General features: G+C 71.1%; 20 protein-coding genes. 8 read left to right on the top strand and 12 right to left on the bottom strand.

All coding sequences use genetic code 11. The annotated features are described in order from the left end of the window. Positions 1-74: 74 nt before the first annotated feature. From ACE1OA_RS23010 to ACE1OA_RS22995, 4 genes are all read right to left on the bottom strand, one after another. Entirely contained in the window at positions 75-1,796 is a 1,722-nt protein-coding gene (locus ACE1OA_RS23010; RefSeq protein WP_432753297.1) for an LCP family protein, read from the bottom strand. Between the two features lie 16 nt (positions 1,797-1,812). After that, on the bottom strand, positions 1,813-2,433 hold the full coding sequence (nadD, locus tag ACE1OA_RS23005; RefSeq protein WP_356598728.1) for a nicotinate-nucleotide adenylyltransferase: 621 nt from the start codon (positions 2,431-2,433) through the stop codon (positions 1,813-1,815). 53 nt (positions 2,434-2,486) lie between these two features. Further along, positions 2,487-2,648, bottom strand: a complete 162-nt coding sequence (locus ACE1OA_RS23000) for a hypothetical protein (RefSeq protein WP_187282665.1) — start codon at positions 2,646-2,648, stop codon at positions 2,487-2,489. Between the two features lie 84 nt (positions 2,649-2,732). Then, positions 2,733-2,894: a hypothetical protein gene (locus ACE1OA_RS22995; RefSeq protein ID WP_356598730.1), complete on the bottom strand. Its 162-nt coding sequence runs from the start codon at positions 2,892-2,894 to the stop codon at positions 2,733-2,735. 127 nt (positions 2,895-3,021) lie between these two features. Between ACE1OA_RS22995 and ACE1OA_RS22990 the strand changes: the two genes are divergently transcribed. Then, complete coding sequence (locus ACE1OA_RS22990) at positions 3,022-4,131, top strand: M48 family metallopeptidase (protein WP_384870536.1); 1,110 nt, start codon at positions 3,022-3,024, stop codon at positions 4,129-4,131. A gap of 215 nt (positions 4,132-4,346) precedes the next feature. Here ACE1OA_RS22990 and ACE1OA_RS22985 read toward each other — a convergent pair whose 3' ends face one another. From ACE1OA_RS22985 to rfbA, 8 genes are all read right to left on the bottom strand, one after another. Next, entirely contained in the window at positions 4,347-5,432 is a 1,086-nt protein-coding gene (locus ACE1OA_RS22985) for a hypothetical protein (RefSeq protein ID WP_384870537.1), read from the bottom strand. Positions 5,433-5,541: 109 nt separating this feature from the next. Then, the gene (locus ACE1OA_RS22980; RefSeq protein ID WP_356598736.1) at positions 5,542-6,120 is read right to left on the bottom strand and encodes a hypothetical protein; all 579 of its coding nucleotides are present in this window, start codon (positions 6,118-6,120) and stop codon (positions 5,542-5,544) included. Between the two features lie 114 nt (positions 6,121-6,234). Continuing rightward, entirely contained in the window at positions 6,235-7,518 is a 1,284-nt protein-coding gene (locus ACE1OA_RS22975; RefSeq protein ID WP_356598738.1) for a glutamate-5-semialdehyde dehydrogenase, read from the bottom strand. 120 nt (positions 7,519-7,638) lie between these two features. After that, positions 7,639-8,112, bottom strand: coding sequence for a hypothetical protein (locus tag ACE1OA_RS22970; protein WP_147977990.1), 474 nt, complete (start codon positions 8,110-8,112; stop codon positions 7,639-7,641). A gap of 203 nt (positions 8,113-8,315) precedes the next feature. After that, positions 8,316-9,443 (bottom strand): glutamate 5-kinase, encoded by a 1,128-nt coding sequence (proB, locus tag ACE1OA_RS22965; protein WP_356598740.1) that lies wholly within the window; start codon positions 9,441-9,443, stop codon positions 8,316-8,318. A gap of 185 nt (positions 9,444-9,628) precedes the next feature. After that, positions 9,629-10,627: a UDP-glucose 4-epimerase GalE gene (gene galE / locus ACE1OA_RS22960; RefSeq protein WP_432753296.1), complete on the bottom strand. Its 999-nt coding sequence runs from the start codon at positions 10,625-10,627 to the stop codon at positions 9,629-9,631. A gap of 251 nt (positions 10,628-10,878) precedes the next feature. Continuing rightward, on the bottom strand, positions 10,879-11,481 hold the full coding sequence (rfbC, locus tag ACE1OA_RS22955; protein WP_432753295.1) for a dTDP-4-dehydrorhamnose 3,5-epimerase: 603 nt from the start codon (positions 11,479-11,481) through the stop codon (positions 10,879-10,881). 67 nt (positions 11,482-11,548) lie between these two features. Then, positions 11,549-12,418: a glucose-1-phosphate thymidylyltransferase RfbA gene (gene rfbA, locus ACE1OA_RS22950; RefSeq protein ID WP_356598746.1), complete on the bottom strand. Its 870-nt coding sequence runs from the start codon at positions 12,416-12,418 to the stop codon at positions 11,549-11,551. 103 nt (positions 12,419-12,521) lie between these two features. On the opposite strand from rfbA, the gene rfbB reads away from it, so the two are divergent. The 7 genes from rfbB to ACE1OA_RS22915 all read left to right on the top strand — a co-directional run bounded on the left by rfbB (position 12,522) and on the right by ACE1OA_RS22915 (position 20,147). Next, the gene (gene rfbB, locus ACE1OA_RS22945; protein ID WP_147977994.1) at positions 12,522-13,511 is read left to right on the top strand and encodes a dTDP-glucose 4,6-dehydratase; all 990 of its coding nucleotides are present in this window, start codon (positions 12,522-12,524) and stop codon (positions 13,509-13,511) included. Next, positions 13,508-14,392, top strand: coding sequence for a dTDP-4-dehydrorhamnose reductase (gene rfbD, locus ACE1OA_RS22940; RefSeq protein ID WP_361316800.1), 885 nt, complete (start codon positions 13,508-13,510; stop codon positions 14,390-14,392). The genes rfbB and rfbD overlap by 4 nt, the downstream gene beginning before the upstream one ends. Next, complete coding sequence (locus tag ACE1OA_RS22935; protein WP_356773809.1) at positions 14,389-15,657, top strand: lipopolysaccharide biosynthesis protein; 1,269 nt, start codon at positions 14,389-14,391, stop codon at positions 15,655-15,657. Before rfbD ends, ACE1OA_RS22935 begins: the two co-directional genes overlap by 4 nt. A gap of 151 nt (positions 15,658-15,808) precedes the next feature. Continuing rightward, positions 15,809-16,201: a DUF2304 domain-containing protein gene (locus ACE1OA_RS22930; protein ID WP_356598753.1), complete on the top strand. Its 393-nt coding sequence runs from the start codon at positions 15,809-15,811 to the stop codon at positions 16,199-16,201. Continuing rightward, complete coding sequence (locus tag ACE1OA_RS22925) at positions 16,198-16,932, top strand: glycosyltransferase family 2 protein (protein WP_356598755.1); 735 nt, start codon at positions 16,198-16,200, stop codon at positions 16,930-16,932. Before ACE1OA_RS22930 ends, ACE1OA_RS22925 begins: the two co-directional genes overlap by 4 nt. After that, positions 16,929-17,834 carry a glycosyltransferase family 2 protein gene (locus ACE1OA_RS22920; protein ID WP_356598757.1) on the top strand — a complete coding sequence of 302 codons (906 nt, stop codon included), beginning with the start codon at positions 16,929-16,931 and terminating at the stop codon, positions 17,832-17,834. The genes ACE1OA_RS22925 and ACE1OA_RS22920 overlap by 4 nt, the downstream gene beginning before the upstream one ends. Before the next feature lie 48 nt (positions 17,835-17,882). Next, a complete protein-coding gene (locus ACE1OA_RS22915; RefSeq protein WP_432753294.1) occupies positions 17,883-20,147 on the top strand; it encodes a bifunctional glycosyltransferase/CDP-glycerol:glycerophosphate glycerophosphotransferase in 2,265 nt (754 codons plus the stop codon). Positions 20,148-20,178: the final 31 nt, after the last annotated feature.

Here is a 20,178-nt window from a genome sequence, read left to right as displayed (position 1 = left end):
CCCAAGGGTCTCACGTACCGCCGACCGCCCCGCAAACCATTACCCGGGCGCCCCTCGCGTCGTCCGTCCGGACGCTACGAGGGCCGCTTCGGGATCTTGTAGTCCTCGCCCAGCACCACGGTCACGTCGGCGCTTCCGGCGGCCTTGCCCTTCTTCACGGCACCGGCCGGCAGGCCCAGGGTCTTGGCCACCTCGGCGGCGGTCGCCTTGCGGGCGTCGTCGCCGTACACGACCTGCGACCTCGCCTCGGTCCCCGCCTTCGCGGCGCCGACGAAGGAGAAGCCTCCGTTGATCAGCACGATGCGGGCCGCCTCGGTCGCGTCCTCCTTGCCGGTGGCGTTGCGCAGCGAGACCCGGGGCGCGGCGCCCTGCTCGGGCGCGCTGACCTTGCCGCCCAGGATGTCCTTCACCACGCTGTCGCCGGTCCCGTCGGCCAGCGAGCCGTCCTGGGCGACCGGCAGCAGCGCCGTCTTGTAGTCGCCGCCCTTGGCGTGCTCGGCCAGCTTGGCCAGCGAGGCGCCGAGGTCCTTCTCCGGGAGCGAGGGGTCGAGGATCTGGGCGAGCGTCTCGATGGTGACCGTGGCCGCCTTCGGGTCGTCCGACATCTTCCGCAGCACGCCGTAGAGGACCTGGCCGAAGCGCTGGAGCTGCTTGGCGTCGGCCTCGCCGGGCGCCCGGTAGGTGGCGTAGGCGACGGCGGCGCGACCGTTGAGCGTCTGGTTCTCGCCCTTGGGGACGAGCGGCTCCTCGCCCTTCTTGGCGGCGGGCACCTCGGCGTCGGTGGTGATGTCGATGTTGCTGACCAGCTCGACCAGGTTCTCCAGGTACGGGGTGTCGAGCCGCCACGTGCCGGTGATCCTGGCGCCGAGGAGGTTGCCGATCGCCTCGCGCGTGCCACTGGAGCCGTCGTCCTCGACGGACTTGCCGAGGGTGGTGGCGGAGCCCTCGTCGTCGGCGACCGAGAGGGCGTTCGGCAGCAGGACGGTGGTGCCCTGCTTGGTGGTGGCGTTGTCCACCAGGAGGGCGGTGGAGGTGCCGCCGCCCTTCGTGTCGTGCAGGTGGACGACGATCGTGTCGCGCTTCTGCGGGCCGGTCGCGGTGTTCTGCTTCTGCTCCTCGCCGGACATGCCGGGGAGCTTGCCCTCGGACCACAGGTAGCCGACGCCGCCGACGACGACCAGCGCGAGGACGACGACCAGGGCGACGACCCGGTTGCGGCCCTTGCGCCTGGCCTCCTCGCGCCGCTCCGAGCGGCTCTCGGTGAACTTCAGCCAGTCGATGACGTCTTCGGAGTCCTCGTCGGGCTCCTCGATGAAGGAGAACTGCTCGGTGCGGTAGTCGCGCCCGTCGCCGTCCTGCTCGGGCGCGGGGCGCTGGCCCGGCACCCCGGCGGGTGCGGCGACCGGTGCGGCCGGACGCGGGGTCTGGGGCGGTGCGGCCGGAGCCTCGGCCTGCACGGCCCACTGCTGCCCGGTGTCGTACTGCTGCCCGGTGTCGTACCCGGTGTGGCCGTAGTCCTGCCGGGGCTGCTGCGCGTGCTGCTGCTGCGCCTGCCCGTAGGGGTCGTACGGCTGCTGCTGGGGCTGGTGGGGCTGCTGCTGCGGCTGCGGCTGCTGGACCGGCCGGCCGTAGGCGTCGTACCCGTAGCCCTGCTGCTGGGCGTACGGGTCGTAGTGCTGCTGCGGTGGCTGGGCCTGCTGCGGGACCTGCTGGTACACCGGCTGCCCGTACTCGTCGTAGCCGACGATCTGCGGCTGCGGGTAGTACGGGTCGTACGGGTTCTGTCGGTCGTTCACCGGTGGCCCTCTCCGCTCACTCGCCGCGGTACAACTGGCGCTTGTCGATGTAGCGCACCACGCCGTCCGGGACCAGATACCAGACGGGATCGTCCTGCGCGACTCTCAACCGGCAGTCGGTGGAGGAGATCGCGAGTGCCGGGATCTCGACCAGCGAGACCCCGCCCTTGGGCAGGCCGTCGTCCGTGAGGTCGTGGCCCGGGCGGGTGACGCCGATGAAGTGGGCGAGCGAGAAGAGCTCCTCGGCGTCCCGCCAGGTGAGGATCTGGGACAGCGCGTCGGCCCCCGTGATGAAGAACAGGTCCGAGTCGCTGTTGAGAGAGCTCAGATCCCGCAGCGTGTCGATGGTGTACGTCGGCCCGCCCCGGTCGATGTCGATACGGCTGACCGAGAACTGCGGGTTTGACGCCGTGGCGATGACCGTCATCAGGTAGCGGTCCTCGGCGGCCGACACCGCCTTGTGGCTCTTCTGCCACGGCTGCCCGGTCGGCACGAACACCACCTCGTCGAGGTGGAACAGGGCGGCCACCTCGCTGGCGGCCACCAGGTGTCCGTGATGGATCGGGTCGAACGTCCCGCCCATCACCCCGAGTCGGCGCTTGCCGCGGCTGCCAGTAGGCACTTCCTGCTCTCCCATGCGTGCAGAGCCTACTGGCACGGCGGCGGAGCCCCGGATCCGAGGTCGACGGCTCAGCGGTCGCGGTTGAAGCGGGTGGTGATCCACAGCAGCAGGAGCAGCGCGCCGAAGGCGCCGAAACCGGTGAGGTAGGGGCTGAGGCTTTCGTGGTTGCCACCGTGCTCGGCGCCCTCGGCGAGCGTGACCAGGTTGGCGGCGGTGCTGTGGAGGCTCATCTTCAACAGGACCTATCGATCGGGGATGGGAGCGGAGACTTCGCGGACATCGTATGCGGGCGGTCCGGGCACGCTCACGCCGACTCAGTCGTTGGCGTTGTCGTCCTCGTTGTTGCGGTAGCCGCGCAGCAGGAACCAGGCGAGCAGCACCGCACCGACGATCGAGACGAGCAGGACGATCCGGAGCGTGTCGCCCGTCCCCTGCTGTTCGGTGGCGGCGGAGAGCAGTACGGCGGCGTCCGGCATGTCGGTTGTGCTCCTCGGTCGTCCACTTGCCCGGAGTTATCCACAGGCTCCCGCACACCGTAGCCCCAGCACCTAGTCTGGGATTCGGCAGGGGGACGAGCAGGTCTCGTACGAACAGGGGGCACCCATGACCGAGAACCATCAGGAGAACGTGCCGAGCAGGCAGCGCAGGCGGTTCGCCGGCATCTCCTCGCGGGCCTACGAACACCCCGCGGACCGCTCCGCGCTGGTCGCGCTGCGCAAGCTGAGCGGCTTCGACACCGTCTTCAAGGCGCTGAGCGGACTGCTTCCCGAGCGCAGCCTGCGGCTGCTCTTCCTCTCCGACTCCGTTCGGGTGAGCGACGCCCAGTTCTCGCACCTCAACGACATGCTGAGGGACGCCTGTTACATCCTGGACCTGGAGAAGGTCCCGCCGATGTACGTCACGCAGGACCCGAAGCCGAACGCCATGTGCATCGGCCTGGACGAGCCGATCATCGTGGTGACCACCGGGCTGGTGGAGCTGCTCGACGAGGAGGAGATGCGGGCGGTCGTCGGCCACGAGGTCGGCCACGCCCTCTCCGGCCACGCGGTGTACCGCACCATCCTGCTGTTCCTCACCAGCCTCGCGGTGAAGATCGCCTGGATCCCGCTGGGCAATGTCGCGATCCTCGCGATCGTGACGGCGCTGCGGGAGTGGTTCCGCAAGTCGGAGCTGTCCGCCGACCGGGCCGGGCTGCTGGCCGGCCAGGACATCCAGGCGTCGATGCGGGGGCTGATGAAGATAGCCGGCGGCAACCACCTGCACGAGATGAACGTGGACGCGTTCCTCGCGCAGGCGGACGAGTACGAGAAGGGCGGGGACCTGCGCGACTCCGTCCTGAAGATCCTCAACGTGCTGCCCCGGACGCACCCCTTCACCACGGTCCGGGCGGCCGAGCTGAAGAAGTGGTCCGAGAGCCGCGACTACCAGCGGATCATGGACGGCCACTACCCGCGCCGCACGGAGGACAAGGACGCCTCGGTGACCGACTCCTTCCGGGAGTCGGCCGGGCACTACGCCGAGTCGGTGCGCACGAGCAAGGATCCGCTGATGAAGCTGGTCGGCGACATAGCCGGCGGCGCGGGCGACCTCGCGGGCGACCTGGGCGGCAAGCTGCGCAGCCGCTTCGGCGGCGGCTCCGGCGGAAGCAGCGCCGACGCCGGGGGCCAGGACGGGGACGCGGGCAAGGGTGAGGCGGGCAGGGCCGAGGGCTGAGCCTGCCCCCGGAGGGACGGGCCGAGCACCGGCGGTGCGGGCCTCCCCCACCCTCGGCGCGAGCCGGGCGGGGTGCCGGCGGGGCTGGCCCTGACGGCCCGGGCGACGTGGTGCCGGCGATCGCGGCGCGCACGGCCCGAGCGGGTGGGCGGCGCCGCCGGTCCGGGAGCCTCACGGCTCCGGCGAGGGCGCCTGGCGGCGGTCGGGGCTCGGGGTCAGAGAGCGGGTTGCGCGTGCGGGGCCAGGGTTCCGCAGAGCGGTGAGACGGCGTCCCGGCCCGAGGCGTACGGGTCGGTGACCGCCGGACCGCCCGTCTCGGAGGTCAGCTCGCCGGCCAGCATCGGCCGGAGGGCTCCGGAGGTGTCGGCACCGCACGCCTGCGGGCCCGCCTGGACGGTGCTGGTCAGCAGTTCGGCACGATGCATCCGCAGGTCCTCCCGGTCGAAGCGGAAGTGCATCTGACGGTGCACGGTGAAGAGCGAGGCCTGGGCCGTGGGGCCGGCGCCCGAGGAAGCGGGGCGCAGGGCGTAGGTGAAGGTGTGGTCCGCCGTGACGTCCAGGGTGTCCGTGTCCGTCTCCGCGAAGTGGAGGGTGCCCTGGACCCGTGGCGCCGGGTCCGCGAGGACCACCTTGGCCGGGTCGAAGCGGACGAGCCAGCCGGCGACCGCGTGCCGGCCGTCGTCCAGCGGCGACTCGACACTCCGGTCGAACTGCTCCAGATGGTCGGGGTCGATCAGCAGCCGGGCCGGGCGGACGGTCTGTCCAAACAGCACGTCGGGCTCCAGGGACGACGCGACCAGGTAGTCCTTGGCGATGGACAGCGCGGTGACCACCTGACCTTCGGAGAAGTGGGTGGTGCGTCCCACGGACGGGAGGTTGATGCCGGAGGCACCGGTGCGGTACTCGGCGGCCGGGCTGTGCGCGAAGAGCTGGGCGGGCTCGCCGCCGGGTACCCGGCCCTGGGGGGCCAGGCGGATCAGGGTGGTACGCGTCGTCTCGGCCCGGCGGTCGGCGGGCGGCTGGTACGGGTTGCGGACGCCGAGATAGATGGCGGTTCCGAAGGCGAGGAGGATCAGGAGGACCAGCATCACGGCCTGCCGGGAGCCACCGCCTCTGGACTCCCAGCCGGGGCGGTCGCGCACGGCCTGGGCGTGTTCGCCCATCCGCTCCTGTGCGGAGAATTCCTGGAGCCGGGCAGCACGGACGAACGACTCGTCGAAGACGACGGATCGGTACTCGTCCTCACCACCGCCGGAGACTCCTTCGGAGTTCCCCTCAGGCGGGTCGCCACGCCCTGCCATACCTTCAGAGTAGGTCCGATAAAGCCCCGGTAAACGCCGAGGTACACGACAACTTCCGAATAATTCACACGGTCGGACCGGTCACCGGGCCGGGCGCCGCACCGGGGGCTCAGGGGGTGCGGGGAACCGCCGGGACCGGTGCCCCCGAGGCGGAGGGGGCGGCGCCCGCGGGAGGCTCGGCGCGCGGCTTGTCGATGCCGCTGGTCGCGGGAGCGGGGATCCGGTCCTGGCGGTTGGCCGAGGCGCCCCGGTAGACCGCCGAGAAGGCGAGGGCGACCATGCCGACGCCCATGACGAGCGCGAGGACCCAGGCGACGGGGCGGTGCCAGCGGGCGGAGGGCCGGTAGGGGCGCAGGGCGCCGCCGTGGCGGCCGTAGGGCCCGGATTCGCCGTACGGGTCGTCTTCGTCGCCGTAGCGGCTCCCGAAGGCGCCGGAGGGGTCGTGGCCGTCCTCGTAGAGGTCGTCCTCGGCGGATCCCCGGCCGGCCCTGGCCCGGGCGGCCTCGGCCTCGGCACGGGCCTGCGCGGCGGCCAGCAGCCGCTCCACCGCGGTGGGCTCGTGCACCTCGGCGGCTCGTACGAAGTCCTCGTCGAAGACCACGGTGGCGAAGTCGTCGTCCGCGCCCCCGCGGTCGTCGTCGGGCTCCCAGCCGTCCTGGAACGGCTTGCCCCCCACGTCGTCCGGCACGTTTGTCAGAGTAGACCGGAGAGGTGGGTTTGGGCAGGGAGAGTGGCAAGCATCCCCACCCGTCCGGTCCCCCGTGGGCGTCGCACGGGCGACGCCGAACGGGGGAATCGGGGCTTACCGCGTGTGACCGTCGCCGGTCACGATGTACTTCGTCGAGGTCAGCTCCGGCAGGCCCATCGGGCCGCGGGCATGGAGCTTCTGCGTCGAGATGCCGATCTCGGCGCCGAATCCGAACTGACCGCCGTCGGTGAATCGGGTGGACGCGTTGACGGCGACGGTGGTCGAGTCGACCAGCTGGGTGAAGCGGCGGGCCGCGGCCTGCGAGGTGGTGACGATGGCCTCGGTGTGCCCGGAGGACCAGAGCCGGATGTGCTCGACGGCCTTGTCGAGCGAGTCGACCACGGCGGCGGCGATGTCGTAGGAGAGGTACTCGGTCTCCCAGTCCTCGGCGGTCGCGGGGACGACGGTGGCCTTGGAACCCTCGGCGTGGGCGAGGACGCGCTCGTCCGCGTGGACGGTGACGCCGGCGTCGGCGAGGGCGTCGAGGGCCCGCGGCAGGAAGGCCGCGGCGACGTCCTGGTGGACCAGGAGGGTCTCGGCGGCGTTGCAGACGCTGGGGCGCTGGGCCTTGGAGTTGATCAGGATGTCGACGGCCATGTCGAGGTCGGTCTGGGCGTCGACGTAGACGTGGCAGTTGCCGGTGCCGGTCTCGATGACCGGGACGGTGGACTCCTCGACGACCGTGCGGATCAGGGAGGCGCCGCCGCGCGGGATCAGGACGTCGACCAGGCCGCGGGCCCGCATCAGCTCGCGGACGGACTCGCGGGACTCGCCGGGCACGAGCTGGATGGCGGCGGCGGGCAGGCCGGCGCCGCCGATCGCGTCGCGCAGGACCTTCACCAGGGCGGTGTTGGAGGAGTAGGCGGAGGAGGAGCCGCGCAGCAGGACGGCGTTGCCGGACTTCAGGCACAGGGCCGCCGCGTCGACGGTCACGTTCGGGCGGGCCTCGTAGATGATGCCGACGACGCCGAGCGGGACGCGGACCTGGCGGAGGTCGATGCCGTTGGGCAGGGTGGAGCCGCGGACGACCTCACCGACCGGGTCGGGCAGGGCCGCGACGTCGCGGACGTCCGCGGCGATGGCCCGCACCCGCTCCGGGGTGAGGGTGAGCCGGTCGATGATGGACTCGCTGGTGCCGGCCTCGCGGGCGCGGGCGACGTCCTCGGCGTTGGCCTCGACGATCTCGGCGGCACGGACCTCGAGGGCGTCGGCGATCGCCAGCAGGGCGTCGTCCTTGGCCGCGCGCGGAAGTGGCGCGATTTCGGCGGCGGCGGCGCGGGCCCGGTAAGCGGCCTGGGCGACCGGGGAGAGGTTGTCGAGGGGCGTGAGCGAGGTCATGTCCGCAGGGTACTGGCAGCCCTGCGGACATCCCTCACGTATCCCGTACTCCGAGACATCTCCGTGGACGGAGCAGGTCCCGGCCGTGGCGGCCCGGCTCAGTAGCCGTGGGGGCCCGGCTCAGTAGGGGTGGACACCCACCGGGGCTGCCGGCGGCGGTCCGTAGCCCTCGGCGATCCGCAGGTGGTAGGTCTCGCGGTCGATGACCTCGAGGCCGACGATCTCCCAGGGCGGCAGCTTGGCGCTCTGCCGGTGCTCGCCCCACAGCCTCAGCGCGACGGCGGCGGCGTCGTGCAGGTCGCGGGCCTCTTCCCAGTACCGGATCTCGGCGTGATCGTTGGCGTAGCGGCTGGTCAGCAGGAAGGGATGGTCGTGGGCCAGCTGCTCGAGGCCGCGCCGGACCTCCTTCAGCGGGGCTTCCGCCCCCGAGACGCTGAGGGTGATGTGCCAGAGCTTGGACACCACCCGCTCCTCGCCGCGTGCCTCACGTGTCTCGGTCGCCTGCCCGGCGTCGAAGTCGGCTCCGGCCTCGACACTGGTCAGGGCGCGTTCGGCAGCCCCGCGGGGCGGTGCCCCTGGGCGCGCTCGTCTCACCGGCGGCCTCCTGTTGTGATGCGTGTGGTGCTGTACCCCGCCCTGTCTTGTCCCCGAGACAAAGTTGACCAGCCCGAGGCGGTGCATGGGGCGGTTTTGGTGAAGGTCTCTGTCGGATGGCCGGTCTTTCGGCCGTTTCCACCCCGGATCACCACGGAATCGGAGACGGATCACCACGGAATCGACCGTGGATCACCACTCGGTCAGGAGGGGAGGACCACCAGGTCGTCGCGGTGGACGACCTCGCGTTCGTACTCCGGTCCGAGCTCCTTGGCGAGTTCGCGGGTGGAGCGGCCGAGCATCCGGGGGACCTCCTTGGCGTCGAAGTTGACGAGCCCGCGGGCGACGGCGCGGCCCTCGGTGTCCCGCAGCTCGACCGGGTCGCCCGCGACGAACTCGCCCTCGACGGCGGCGATCCCGGCCGCGAGCAGGGACTTCTTGCCGTCGACGACGGCGCGCACGGCGCCGTCGTCCAGGGTCAGGGAGCCCTGCGGGGTGGACGCGTGGGCGAGCCAGAGGAGCCGGTCCGCGGAGCGGCGGCCGGTGCGGTGGAAGCAGGTGCCGGTGTCGCGGCCCGCGAGGGCGTCGGCGGCGCGGCTGGCCGAGGTGAGGACGACGGGGATGCCGGCGGCTGCGGCGATCCGGGCGGCCTCGACCTTGGTGACCATGCCTCCCGTGCCGACGCCCGCCTTGCCGGCCGAGCCGATCTCGACGTGGGCGATGTCGGCGGGGCCGGCGACCTCGGCGATCCGTGACGTGCCGGGCTTGGCCGGGTCGCCGTCGTAGAGACCGTCGACGTCCGAGAGCAGCACGAGCAGGTCGGCGCGGACGAGGTGGGCGACGAGGGCGGCGAGGCGGTCGTTGTCGCCGAAGCGGATCTCGTCGGTGGCGACGGTGTCGTTCTCGTTGACGATCGGCAGGGCCCCCATGGTGAGGAGCTGGTCCAGGGTCCGGTACGCGTTGCGGTAGTGGGCGCGGCGGCTGGTGTCGTCGGTGGTGAGGAGCACCTGGCCGACCCGGACGCCGTAGCGCGCGAAGGAGGCGGTGTAGCGGGCGACGAGCAGACCCTGCCCGACGCTGGCCGCGGCCTGCTGGCGGGCCAGGTCCTTGGGGCGGCGGGCGAGGCCCAGAGGGGCGAGGCCGGCGGCGATGGCGCCGGAGGAGACCAGCACGATCTCCTTCTCGCCGCCGCTGCGGACCTTGGCGAGGACGTCGACGAGGGCGTCGACGCGGTCGGCGTCGAGGCCTCCGGAGGCGGTGGTCAGTGAGGACGAACCGACCTTGACGACGATCCGTCGGGCTTCCGTCACGTACTGCCTTGCCACTGTCACCTGCGTCGTCCTCACTCGGATGTCCCCTGGCAGCCGCGCACGCCCCGCCGCGGCTGCCAGGCAATCTACGCGAGCGGCGACGCGGGCCGCCCGCGCATTTCGCTGGGTGGACGGCGTCCCGGGCCGTGCCGGAACGGGCCGGCGGGCCCGGTCCGGTGCCGTCCCGGGCGTCGGTCGGGCGCCGTTCAGGCGTCCTCGCGCGCGCCGTCCGGGCCGGCGCCGTGCTTCGCCCGCCACGCGGAAGTGATCATGTCGCGGACGTCGTACTCGGCCTTCCAGCCGAGTTCGGCGGAGATCCGCTCGGCCGAGGCGACCACCTTGGCGGGGTCGCCGGCCCTGCGGGCGACGATCTCGGGGGTGACGTCGAGGCCGGTGACCTCGCCGACGAGATCGATGATCTCCCGGACCGAGACGCCCTCGCCGCGGCCCACGTTGAGCGTGAGGTCGCGGGTCTCGCCGGCCTCCGCGTACGCGTCGAGGCGGCGGGCCACGACCAGGTGCGCGTCGGCGAGGTCGGCGACGTGGACGTAGTCGCGGATGCAGGTGCCGTCGGCGGTCGCGTAGTCGTCGCCGAAGATCCGCGGCGGCAGTCCGGCGTCCAGCCGCTCGAAGACCATCGGCAGCAGGTTGAAGACACCGGTGTCGGCGAGCTCGGGCGTGGCCGTGCCCGCGACGTTGAAGTACCGCAGGCAGGCCGTGGAGATGCCGTGCGCGCGGCCGGCGGCGCGCACCAGCCACTCACCGGTCAGCTTCGTCTCGCCGTAGGGGCTGAGCGGCGAGCAGGGCGTCTCCTCGGTGACGAGTTCGACGTCGGGCATGCCGTAGACGGAGGCCGAGGAGGAGAAGACGAAGCGGCGGACGTCCGCGTCGGCGGCGGCCTGCAGCAGGATCTGAAGGCCCGTCACGTTCTCGTGGTAGTAGAAGAGCGGGCGCTCGACGGACTCGCCGACGGCCTTCTTGGCGGCGAGGTGGACGATGCCCCGCACGGCGTGCTCGCGCAGCACGCGGTCGAGGAACGCCCGGTCGAGGACCGTGCCGCGTTCCAGCGGGACGCCCGCGGGGACACGGGCCGCGTCGCCGCCGCTGAGGTCGTCCACGACGACCACCCGCTCACCGGCCTCGGTCATGGACTTGACGACATGGGAACCGATGTATCCGGCACCGCCGGTGATGAGCCACGTCATCCGGGCAGCCTAACCGGTGCGTCGGCCCCGGCGGCCCGGCGCCCGGCGCTCCGGCAGGCGACCCGTTGCGCGGCGCCCCGCCCCGGCGCCCGTCGATCGGGGCCGCACGCCCCCGGACCTCGGCGCCCCGCGCCTCGCACCCCCGGCCCTCCCGTGCCGCGTCCCCCGGTACGCGGACGGCCCCGCCGCCCCGGGAGGGGTGGCGGGGCCGTCGGCGTACGGCCGTGGCCGCCGGACGGGTCCGCTCGGCCTCAGACCGTGCCGAGCGAGGCGCGGAACGCCAGGCAGTCCTCGTAGCGCGGCAGGATGCCGGCCTCGCGGGCCTGGGCCAGCGTCGGGCCCTGCGCGTCCTTGGCGGACAGCTCGGGCTCACCGGTGACCGGCCAGGCGATGCCGATCTCGGGGTCCAGCGGGTGCACGGTCCGCTCGCGCTCGGGGGCGTAGCCCTCGGAGCAGAGGTAGGTGACCGTCGCGTCGTCCGTCAGGGCGCAGAAGCCGTGACCGAGACCCTCGGAGAGGTAGACCGCGTTGCGCTGGGTGTCGTCGAGGCGCACGGCCTCCCACCGGCCGAAGGTCGGCGAGCCGACCCGCACGTCGACGATCACGTCGAGCACGGCGCCGCGGACGCAGGTCACGTACTTCGCCTGCCCCGGCGGGACGTCGGCGAAGTGGATGCCGCGCAGGACACCGGCCGCGGAGACCGACATGTTGGCCTGCTTGAGACCGAGCGGGTGGCCGACGACCTCGGCGAGCCTGTCCGCCTTGTACCACTCGAGGAAGAGGCCGCGGGCGTCCCCGTGCTGCTGCGGAACGAATTCCCAGGCGCCCTCGATACCGAGGGGATTGACCTTCATTGCGAAGTCCTTATATCGGTGCGATATCAGTGCGGTGACGCCACGAATACGAAAACGACGAAAGCGACTACGCCTCGTAAGCGAGAAGGTTCAGCAGATAGTCGCCGTAGCCGCTCTTGGTCAGCGGCTCGGCGAGGGCGCGCAGCTGCGCGTCGTCGATGAACCCGGCACGCCAGGCGGCCTCCTCGAGGCAGCCGATCTTCATGCCCTGGCGCTCCTCGACGACCCGGACGTACTCGGACGCCTGGACCAGGGACTGGAAGGTGCCGGTGTCGAGCCAGACGGTGCCGCGGTCGAGGACGGAGACCTGCAGCTCACCGCGGTCGAGGTAGTACTTGTTGACGTCCGTGATCTCCAGCTCGCCGCGGTCGCTGGGCTTGAGGCCCTTGGCGACCTCGACGACACGGCTGTCGTAGAAGTACAGACCGGGGACGGCGTAGCGGGACTTGGGGTTCGCCGGCTTCTCCTCGATGGAGCGGGCGCGGCCCTCCTCGTCGAAGTCGACCACGCCGTAGGCGGTGGGGTCGGACACGGCGTGGGCGAAGACCACACCGCCCTCGGGCTGCTGGAACGTGGCCAGCTGCCGGCCGAGGCCGACGCCGTGGAAGATGTTGTCGCCGAGGATGAGGGCGACGGGCTCGTCGCCGATGAACTCCTCGCCGATCACGAAGGCCTCGGCGATGCCGGCGGGGCGGTCCTGGGTGGCGAACTCGATGTTCAGGCCCCAGTCCGAACCGTCGCCGAGCAGCCGCTCGAACTGCGGGCGCTCCTCGGGCCCGGTGATGACCAGGATGTCCCGCAGGCCGGCCATCACGAGCGTCGACAGCGGGTAGTAGATCATCGGCTTGTCGAAGACCGGCATCAGCTGCTTCGACACGGCTCGGGTGATCGGCCAGAGCCGGGAGCCGGTACCACCGGCAAGCAAAATTCCACGCATGGTCCCGCAGCCTACGACAGCCGCCGGGGACCGGCCGCCACGATGCCGGTGACACCCGCCACTGAACGGCGCCCATCGGGGAGCCCATAGAATGGCGTCCCTTATGAAGATTCTCGTCACCGGCGGCGCCGGCTTCATCGGTTCTCAATTCGTGCGCGCTCTCCTCTCCGGGGAGCTGCCTTCGGGCGAGGGTGCCCATGTCACGGTCCTGGACAACCTGACCTACTCGGGCAACGAGGCGAACCTCGCGCCGGTGGCCGACAAGGCGGGCTACACGTTCGTCCACGGCGACATCCGCGACGCCGCGGTCGTCGACGACGTCATGCGCGGCCAGGACGCGGTCGTGCACTTCGCGGCCGAGTCCCACGTGGACCGTTCGATCATGGACGCGTCGCCGTTCGTGACCACGAACGTGCTGGGTACGCAGGTGCTGCTGGACGCCGCGAAGCGCCACGGCGTGGGCCGCTTCGTGCACGTCTCCACGGACGAGGTGTACGGCTCCATCTCCGAGGGCTCCTGGACCGAGGACTGGCCGCTGGCCCCGAACTCCCCGTACTCGGCCTCCAAGGCGGGCTCCGACCTGCTGGCGCTGTCGTACCACCGCACGCACGGCATGGACGTCGTCGTGACGCGCTGCTCCAACAACTACGGGCAGTACCACTTCCCCGAGAAGATGATCCCGCTGTTCGTGACGAACCTGCTGGACGGGAAGAAGGTGCCGCTGTACGGCGAGGGCCTGAACATCCGCGACTGGCTGCACGTCTCGGACCACTGCCGTGGCATCGAGATGGCGCTGCGCGGCGGCCGCGCCGGTGAGGTCTACCACATCGGCGGCGGCACCGAGGTGACCAACAAGGAACTGACCGGCATGCTCCTCGACGCCTGCGGCGCCGGCTGGGACATGGTCGAGCACGTGGCCGACCGCAAGGGCCACGACCTGCGCTACTCCCTGTCGATCGCCAAGATCCAGGAGGAGCTGGGCTACACCCCGCTCGTCACCTTCGAGCAGGGTCTCGCCACGACCGTGGACTGGTACCGCGACAACCGCTCGTGGTGGGAGCCGCTCAAGGCGAAGGCGGCGCTCTCCGCATGAGCCGCTGGCTGATCACCGGCGCGGGCGGCATGCTCGGCCGTGACCTGCACGAGGTCCTCCGGGAGGGCGGGGCGCACGCCGTCACCGCGCTCACCCGCAAGGACCTGGACATCACCGACCTGGAGGCCGTCCGGGCCGCGGTCGCCGGACAGGACGTCGTGGTCAACGCGGCGGCCTGGACCGACGTCGACGGCGCGGAGGCCGAGGAGGCAGCGGCGACCCGGGTGAACGGCGACGCCGTACGGGTCCTCGCGCAGGCCTGCGCCGAGCAGGGCGCGGTGCTGCTGCAGGTCTCCACGGACTACGTCTTCCCCGGGGACGCCGACCGGCCGTACCCGCACGACGCCCCGACCGCTCCGGTGAACGCCTACGGCCGCAGCAAGCTGGTCGGCGAGCTCGCCGTCGCCGAGCTGCTGCCCGAGCGCGGCTACGTGGTGCGGACGGCCTGGCTGTACGGCGCCCACGGCCGCAACTTCGTCTCCACGATGCTGGGCCTGGCCGAGCAGCGCGAGACCCTCGACGTGGTCGACGACCAGCGCGGTCAGCCGACCTGGACCCGGGCGCTCGCCCGCCAGCTGCGGGACCTCGGCGAGGCGGCGGTGGCGGGTACGGCCCCGGCCGGCGTCTACCACGGGACCGCGAGCGAGACGGCGACCTGGTTCGATCTCGCGCGGGCGGCGTTCGAGCTCTCGGGTCTCGACCCGGAGCGGGTGCGTCCGACCACGTCGGAGAAGTTCGTCCGGCCGGCCCGGCGTCCCTCGTACAGCGTCCTGGCGCACGAGCGCTGGGCCGAGGCGGGCATCGCCGTGCAGCCGCACTGGCGTGACCAGCTCACCGAGGCGCTCCGTTTCATGACCGAGGGCGGACGGCCTTCCCAGTGAGTCTGCTCGACCGCATCACCACCGCCCTGCCGCGAGGCACCGCTTTCGTCGGTGTCGGCACCGCGGTGCTCGGCGGGGCCAACTACGTCCATCTCGCGGCGGCGGGCCACTCGCTCTCCGTCGACGACATGGCGAGCTTCTCGGTCCTGTGGACCGTCGTGGCCTCCATAGGACTGGGTCTGTTCTTCCCGGTCGAGCAGGAGATCACCCGGGTGGTCGCCGCCCGGGTGGTCGCCGGCGACGGGGCGCTGCCCGTGCTGCGGCGCGGCGCGGCGCTCGCCTTCGCGCTGCTCGCGGCCGTGCTCGTGCCGCTCGGGCTGTTCGCCGGGCAGCTCGCCGACCTGTTCTTCCACGGGGACCGCAGCCTGGTCCTCGCGCTCGGCGGCGCCTTCGCGGCGCTGGCCTGCGCCCATGTGACGCGGGGCATGCTCGCCGGACTCGGCCGTTTCGAGGCGTACGGGCTGCAGCTCGGTCTCGACGGTCTGCTCCGGATCGGGCTGTCCGCGGCCATGGCGATGGCCGGGGTGACCTCCGTCTTCGCCTTCGCCATGGTGATGACGGTGGCCCCGGTGATCTCGGTGCTCGTCACGCTGCCGTCCGTGTTCCGCGGGGCACGTGCGGGTTCGACGGCGCGGTGGCGGGAGCTGATCGAGCACCTCGGGCTGCTGGTCGGTTCGACGCTGCTGGCGCAGGTGCTCGTCAACATCGCGGTGATCAGCACCAAGTTGATCGCGACGGACGACAACGCCCTGGTGGCCGCGCTGCTCTCGGCGCTGGTCCTGGCCCGGGTGCCGCTGTTCGCCTTCGGCGCCTTCCAGGCGTCGCTGCTCGCCGGTCTGTCGACGGCGCAGGCGGAGGGTGACACCCGCGGCTACCGCCGGATGCTGCTGCGCGCCTCGGCGATCACGCTGGGTCTCGGCGCGGCCTTCGGCATCGGCGCGGTCGCGCTGGGGCCGGTGCTGCTGCCGATGCTGTTCGGCGCCCCGGACGTGCTGGGGCCGGTCGACTTCGCCTGGCTGTCGCTCGGCACGACGTTCTACATGCTGGCGATGGTGCTCGGCCAGGCGCTCCTCACGAGTGGTGCCGCACGGCAGCAACTGCTGGCGTGGGTCGTGGGAACGGTCGTCCTCGGTGCGATTACTCTCAGTCCGCTGGAGCTGCGGACGAGGGTCGAGATCGCCTACGCGGTGGGGTCGCTGGCGGTGGTCACCAGCATGACTCTCGTTCTACGCTCTCGTGTAGGCTACCGTTCGGTGCACTCATAGGAATGATCACCATTCCCTCACTCTCCGTGACCATCGCGGCGGACAGTGGACTGCAATCCGGCGGCTTCTTCGCCAGCCGCCCACCCTGGAAGAGTAGACAGGCCCTTTCCATGAGTCGTCCGATACACCGGAGCCTGGCGTGAAGTTGTGGATGCTGACTTCGGTCACCGGAGTCTTTCTCGTCGCGTGCATCATCGAGCTGTTGCGCCGCCGCAAGCTCAAGGAGAAGTACGCGTTCCTCTGGGTGCTCACCGGACTGGTGATCATCCCGCTCGGCTTCTTCCCGACGGGTCTCGACTCCATCGCCCGCGCGGTGGGGGTCGCCTCGGGCGTCAGCCTCATCCTCTTCCTGAGCGTCGCGTTCCTCTTCATCGTCTGCCTCCAGCTGAGCTGGGAGGTGGGTCACCTCGAAGAGGAGGGCCGCACCCTTTCGGAGGAAGTGGCTCTGCTCCGCATCGACGTACAGGAACTGCGGGCGCAGGCCGCGAAGCACGCGCCGTCCGGGGAGAAGGCCGACGCGGCCGGCCAGGGGGGCCACAAGTGATCGACGGCAAGCGCGTATTGATCATCATGCCGGCGTGGAACGAGGCCGAGGGCGTCGCCGACGTCGTCAAGGAGGTCCACACGACCCTCCCCGGCGTCGACGTCCTCGTCGTGGACGACGGCTCGGCCGACGACACCGCCGTCGTGGCCCGCGGCGCCGGCGCGACCGTGATGAAGCTCCCTTACAACCTCGGCGTGGGCGGCGCGATGCGCGCCGGCTACCGCTACGCGCACGACCGCGGCTACGACGTGGCCATCCAGGTCGACGCGGACGGTCAGCACGACCCGCGCAACGTGCCCCAGCTGCTCGAGCGCCTGGACGCCGGCGCCGACCTGGTGATGGGCGCGCGCTTCGCCGGCACCGGGGACTACGAGACCCGCGGCCCGCGCAAGTGGGCGATGCTGGTGCTCGCCTTCTGGCTCTCCCGGATGGCGAAGACCAAGCTCACCGACGTCACCTCGGGCTTCCGCGCCTCCAACCGCGACCTGATCGACGTCTTCGCGCACTGGTACCCGGTCGAGTACCTGGGCGACACCGTGGAGTCCACGATCGCCGTGGTCCGGGCCGGCTACCGCATCGAGCAGGTGCCCGTCGCGATGCGCCCCCGTGCCACCGGCACCCCGAGCCAGTCGCCCTGGAAGGCGACGCTCTACCTCGGCCGCATCGGCATGATCCTGCTGCTCGCCCTCAGCCGGCGCTCGGCGCTCGGCCCCAAGGGGAAGGGCAAGTGACGGCGGTGGACACCCTCGACATCATGCTGCCGCACTACGGCGACACCGGGCTGCTCCAGGCCGCCGTACGCAGCGTGCTCGACCAGACCGACAAGGACTGGCGGCTGACCGTCGTCGACGACGGCAAGGAGGAGGGTGTCCCCGAGTGGTTCGCCTCCCTCGGCGACAGCCGCGTCCGCTACCTGCGCAACGAGCAGAACCTCGGCATCACCAAGAACTTCCGCAAGTGCGTGGACCTGGTGGAGTCCTCGCACTTCACCATGCTGGGCAGCGACGACATCCTGCTCCCGGACTACGTGGCGACCATCCGCAAGGCGGTGGCCGCCGTCCCCGACGCGGCGATCTACCAGCCCGGCGTCCAGGTCATCGACGAGAACGGCGCGCCGTCGACCACCCTCATCGACGAGGTCAAGCGGCGGCTGTACGCGCCCAAGGCCACCAGCCGTCAGGTGCTGTCCGGCGAGCCGCTCGCCGCGAACCTGCTCAGCGGCAACTGGCTGTACTTCCCCTCGATCTGCTGGCGCGCGGACATCGTCAAGGAGATCAGCTTCCGGGAGGACCTGTCGGTCATCCAGGACCTCGCGCTGATCATCGAGATCGTCCGGCGGGGCGAGAAGCTCGTCGTCGAGCCGACGACGGCGTTCCAGTACCGCAGGCACTCCGCCAGCCTCTCCTCCGGGGAAGCCGTGTCCGGCGCCCGCTTCGGCGAGGCCCGCCGCTTCTTCCTCGACGTCGCCGACCAGCTCGACCGCCACGGCTGGCCCAAGGCCGCCCGGGCGGCACGACGCCACCTCTCCATGAGACTGCACGCGCTGAGCATGGTTCCCGGAGCGCTTCGCCGGCGCCGGTCGGGGACCATACGCACTCTTCTCGGTTACGCCTTGTCCACGAGTCAGCGCTGATCAGACAGCCAAGCCCCTGTCTCCCACGTCAGATTCCACGGTATTGAGATGACACAGACGCAATCCTCCGCTTCCGAAGCTCCCCTGTTCAGCATCATCGTTCCCACCTTCAAGGTGGAGGCGTTCCTGCGGGACTGCCTGGACTCCGTGCTGGAGCAGTCTTTCCAGGACTACGAGCTCCTCGTGGTGAACGACTGCTCGCCGGACGGATGCGGCGAGATCATCGACGACTACGCGAAGGCCGATGCCCGCGTCGTCCCGATACACCTGGAGCAGAACGTCGGTCTCGGCCGTGCGCGGAACGCCGGCATGGCCCGCGCCAAGGGCACGTACCTGCTGTTCCTGGACAGTGACGACACGATGCTGCCCGGCTCGCTCGCCGCGATCGCCGCGCGCATCGAGGAGACCTCGCGCCCGGACCTGGTGGTCTTCGACTACTCCCGTACGCACTGGGACGGCCGCATCGCGCCCAACAGCCTGGCGCACGTGCTGGCCAAGGCAGCGCAGCACGGCTCCTTCTCGCTGAAGGAGCAGCCCGACCTGCTGATGCTGCTCCAGGTCGCGTGGAACAAGGCGTACCGCCGCGACTTCATCGAGCAGTGGGGCTTCCAGTACCCGACGGGCTACTACGAGGACACCCCCTGGACCTACCCGGTGATGATCGCGGCGGAGTCGATCTCCGTCCTCGACCGGGTCTGCGTCTACTACCGCCAGCGGCGCCAGGGCAGCATCCTGCACTCCACCAGCCGCAAGCACTTCGACGTGTTCGACCAGTACGACCTGGTCTTCGCCTTCCTCGCCGAGAACCCGCAGTTCGACGAGTGGCGCGGGACGATGTACGAGCGGATGGTCAACCACTTCCGCGCGGTCGAGTCCTCCCCCGGCCGGCTGCCCGACGACTCCCGCGCCGAGTTCCGCGAGCGCTGGCAGGTGGCCGACAAGGCCCACCGTCCGCAGGGGCAGACGGAGATCAAGCCCAAGGGCGCGCTGGTCCCGAGCAAGCACCGCTCCAAGGCCCGCAAGACCGTCCACGCGCTGCGCAAGCAGAAGTCGCTGGGCGCCCGCCTGAAGAAGAAGCTCCGCAAGCGCGTCCTGTCGGCGTACTACCGCGCCCAGCGGATGCTGCCCGTCCAGAAGGACGTCGCGGTCTTCTCCGCGTACTGGGGCGCCCGCTACGCCTGCAACCCGGCGGCGATCGACGAGAAGATGCGGGAGCTCGCTCCCGGCATGCGTGCCGTGTGGATCATCAAGGACGGCGCCGACGCCCTCCCGCCGAAGGGCACCGTCACCGTCCACCCGGGCTCGCTCGGGTTCTGGAAGGCGATGGCCCGCGGCAAGTACTTCGTCAACAACGTCAACTTCGCGCCGAACGTGGTCAAGCGTCCGGGCCAGGTCCACCTGCAGACCCACCACGGCACGCCGCTGAAGCGGATGGGCGTCGACCTGGCGGAGTACCCGGTCGGCCGCCGCGGGATGAACCTGCAGCGCCTGATGGACCGTGTGGACCGCTGGGACTACAGCCTGACGTCCAACAGCTTCTCCACCGCGATCTGGGACCGCGCGTACCCGTCGTACTACGAGCCGCTCGGCTACGGCTACCCGCGCAACGACGTCCTCGTGAACGCCACCGCGCAGGACGTGGCCACGGCCCGCCGCAAGGTCGGCCTCGCCGAGGGCACCAAGGCGGTCCTGTACACGCCGACGCACCGCGACTACCACGAGGGTCCCCAGCAGATGCTGGACCTGGACCGGTTCGCGGAGGCGCTGGGCGAGGAGTGGACCGTGCTCGTCCGGGCGCACTACTTCTACGCGCAGGGGAGCCTGCTCGCGGGCGGCACGAGCGGCAGCGCCCGTCTCGTCGACGTCAGCGCGTACCCCTCCGTGGAGGAGCTGTACCTCGCGTCCGACTGCCTGCTGACGGACTACTCGTCGGTGATGTTCGACTACGCGAACCTCGACCGCCCGATCGTGATCTACGCGAACGACTGGGACGTGTACCGCGCCACCCGCGGCAGCTACTTCGACATCACCGTCGACTCCCCCGGTCTGACGCTGCAGACGGAGGAGGAGCTTACCGAGGCGTTCGCCTCCGGCCGCTGGAAGAGCGAGGAGTCCGACCGGGCCCGCGCCGAGTTCCGCAAGCGGTTCTGCGAGTTCGACGACGGTCACGCCGCGGAGCGCGTGGTGCGCAAGGTGTTCCTGGGTCAGGACAACGTGCCGGCGGTGCTGCCGATCGGCGACCGCCCGGTGGTGCCCCGTCCGGATGAGGAGCCGGCGACGCCGCCTCGCCCGCGTGACCGAGAGACCGTCTGAACCGGCTAGTCTGTTCGACTGATCCTTCGTC

The organism is Streptomyces sp. JL2001 (assembly GCF_050917515.1).
Classification (GTDB): Bacteria; Actinomycetota; Actinomycetes; order Streptomycetales; family Streptomycetaceae; genus Streptomyces.
The sequence above is the reverse complement of the archived record's forward strand: the minus strand, read 5'-3'. Positions and strand labels throughout refer to the sequence as shown.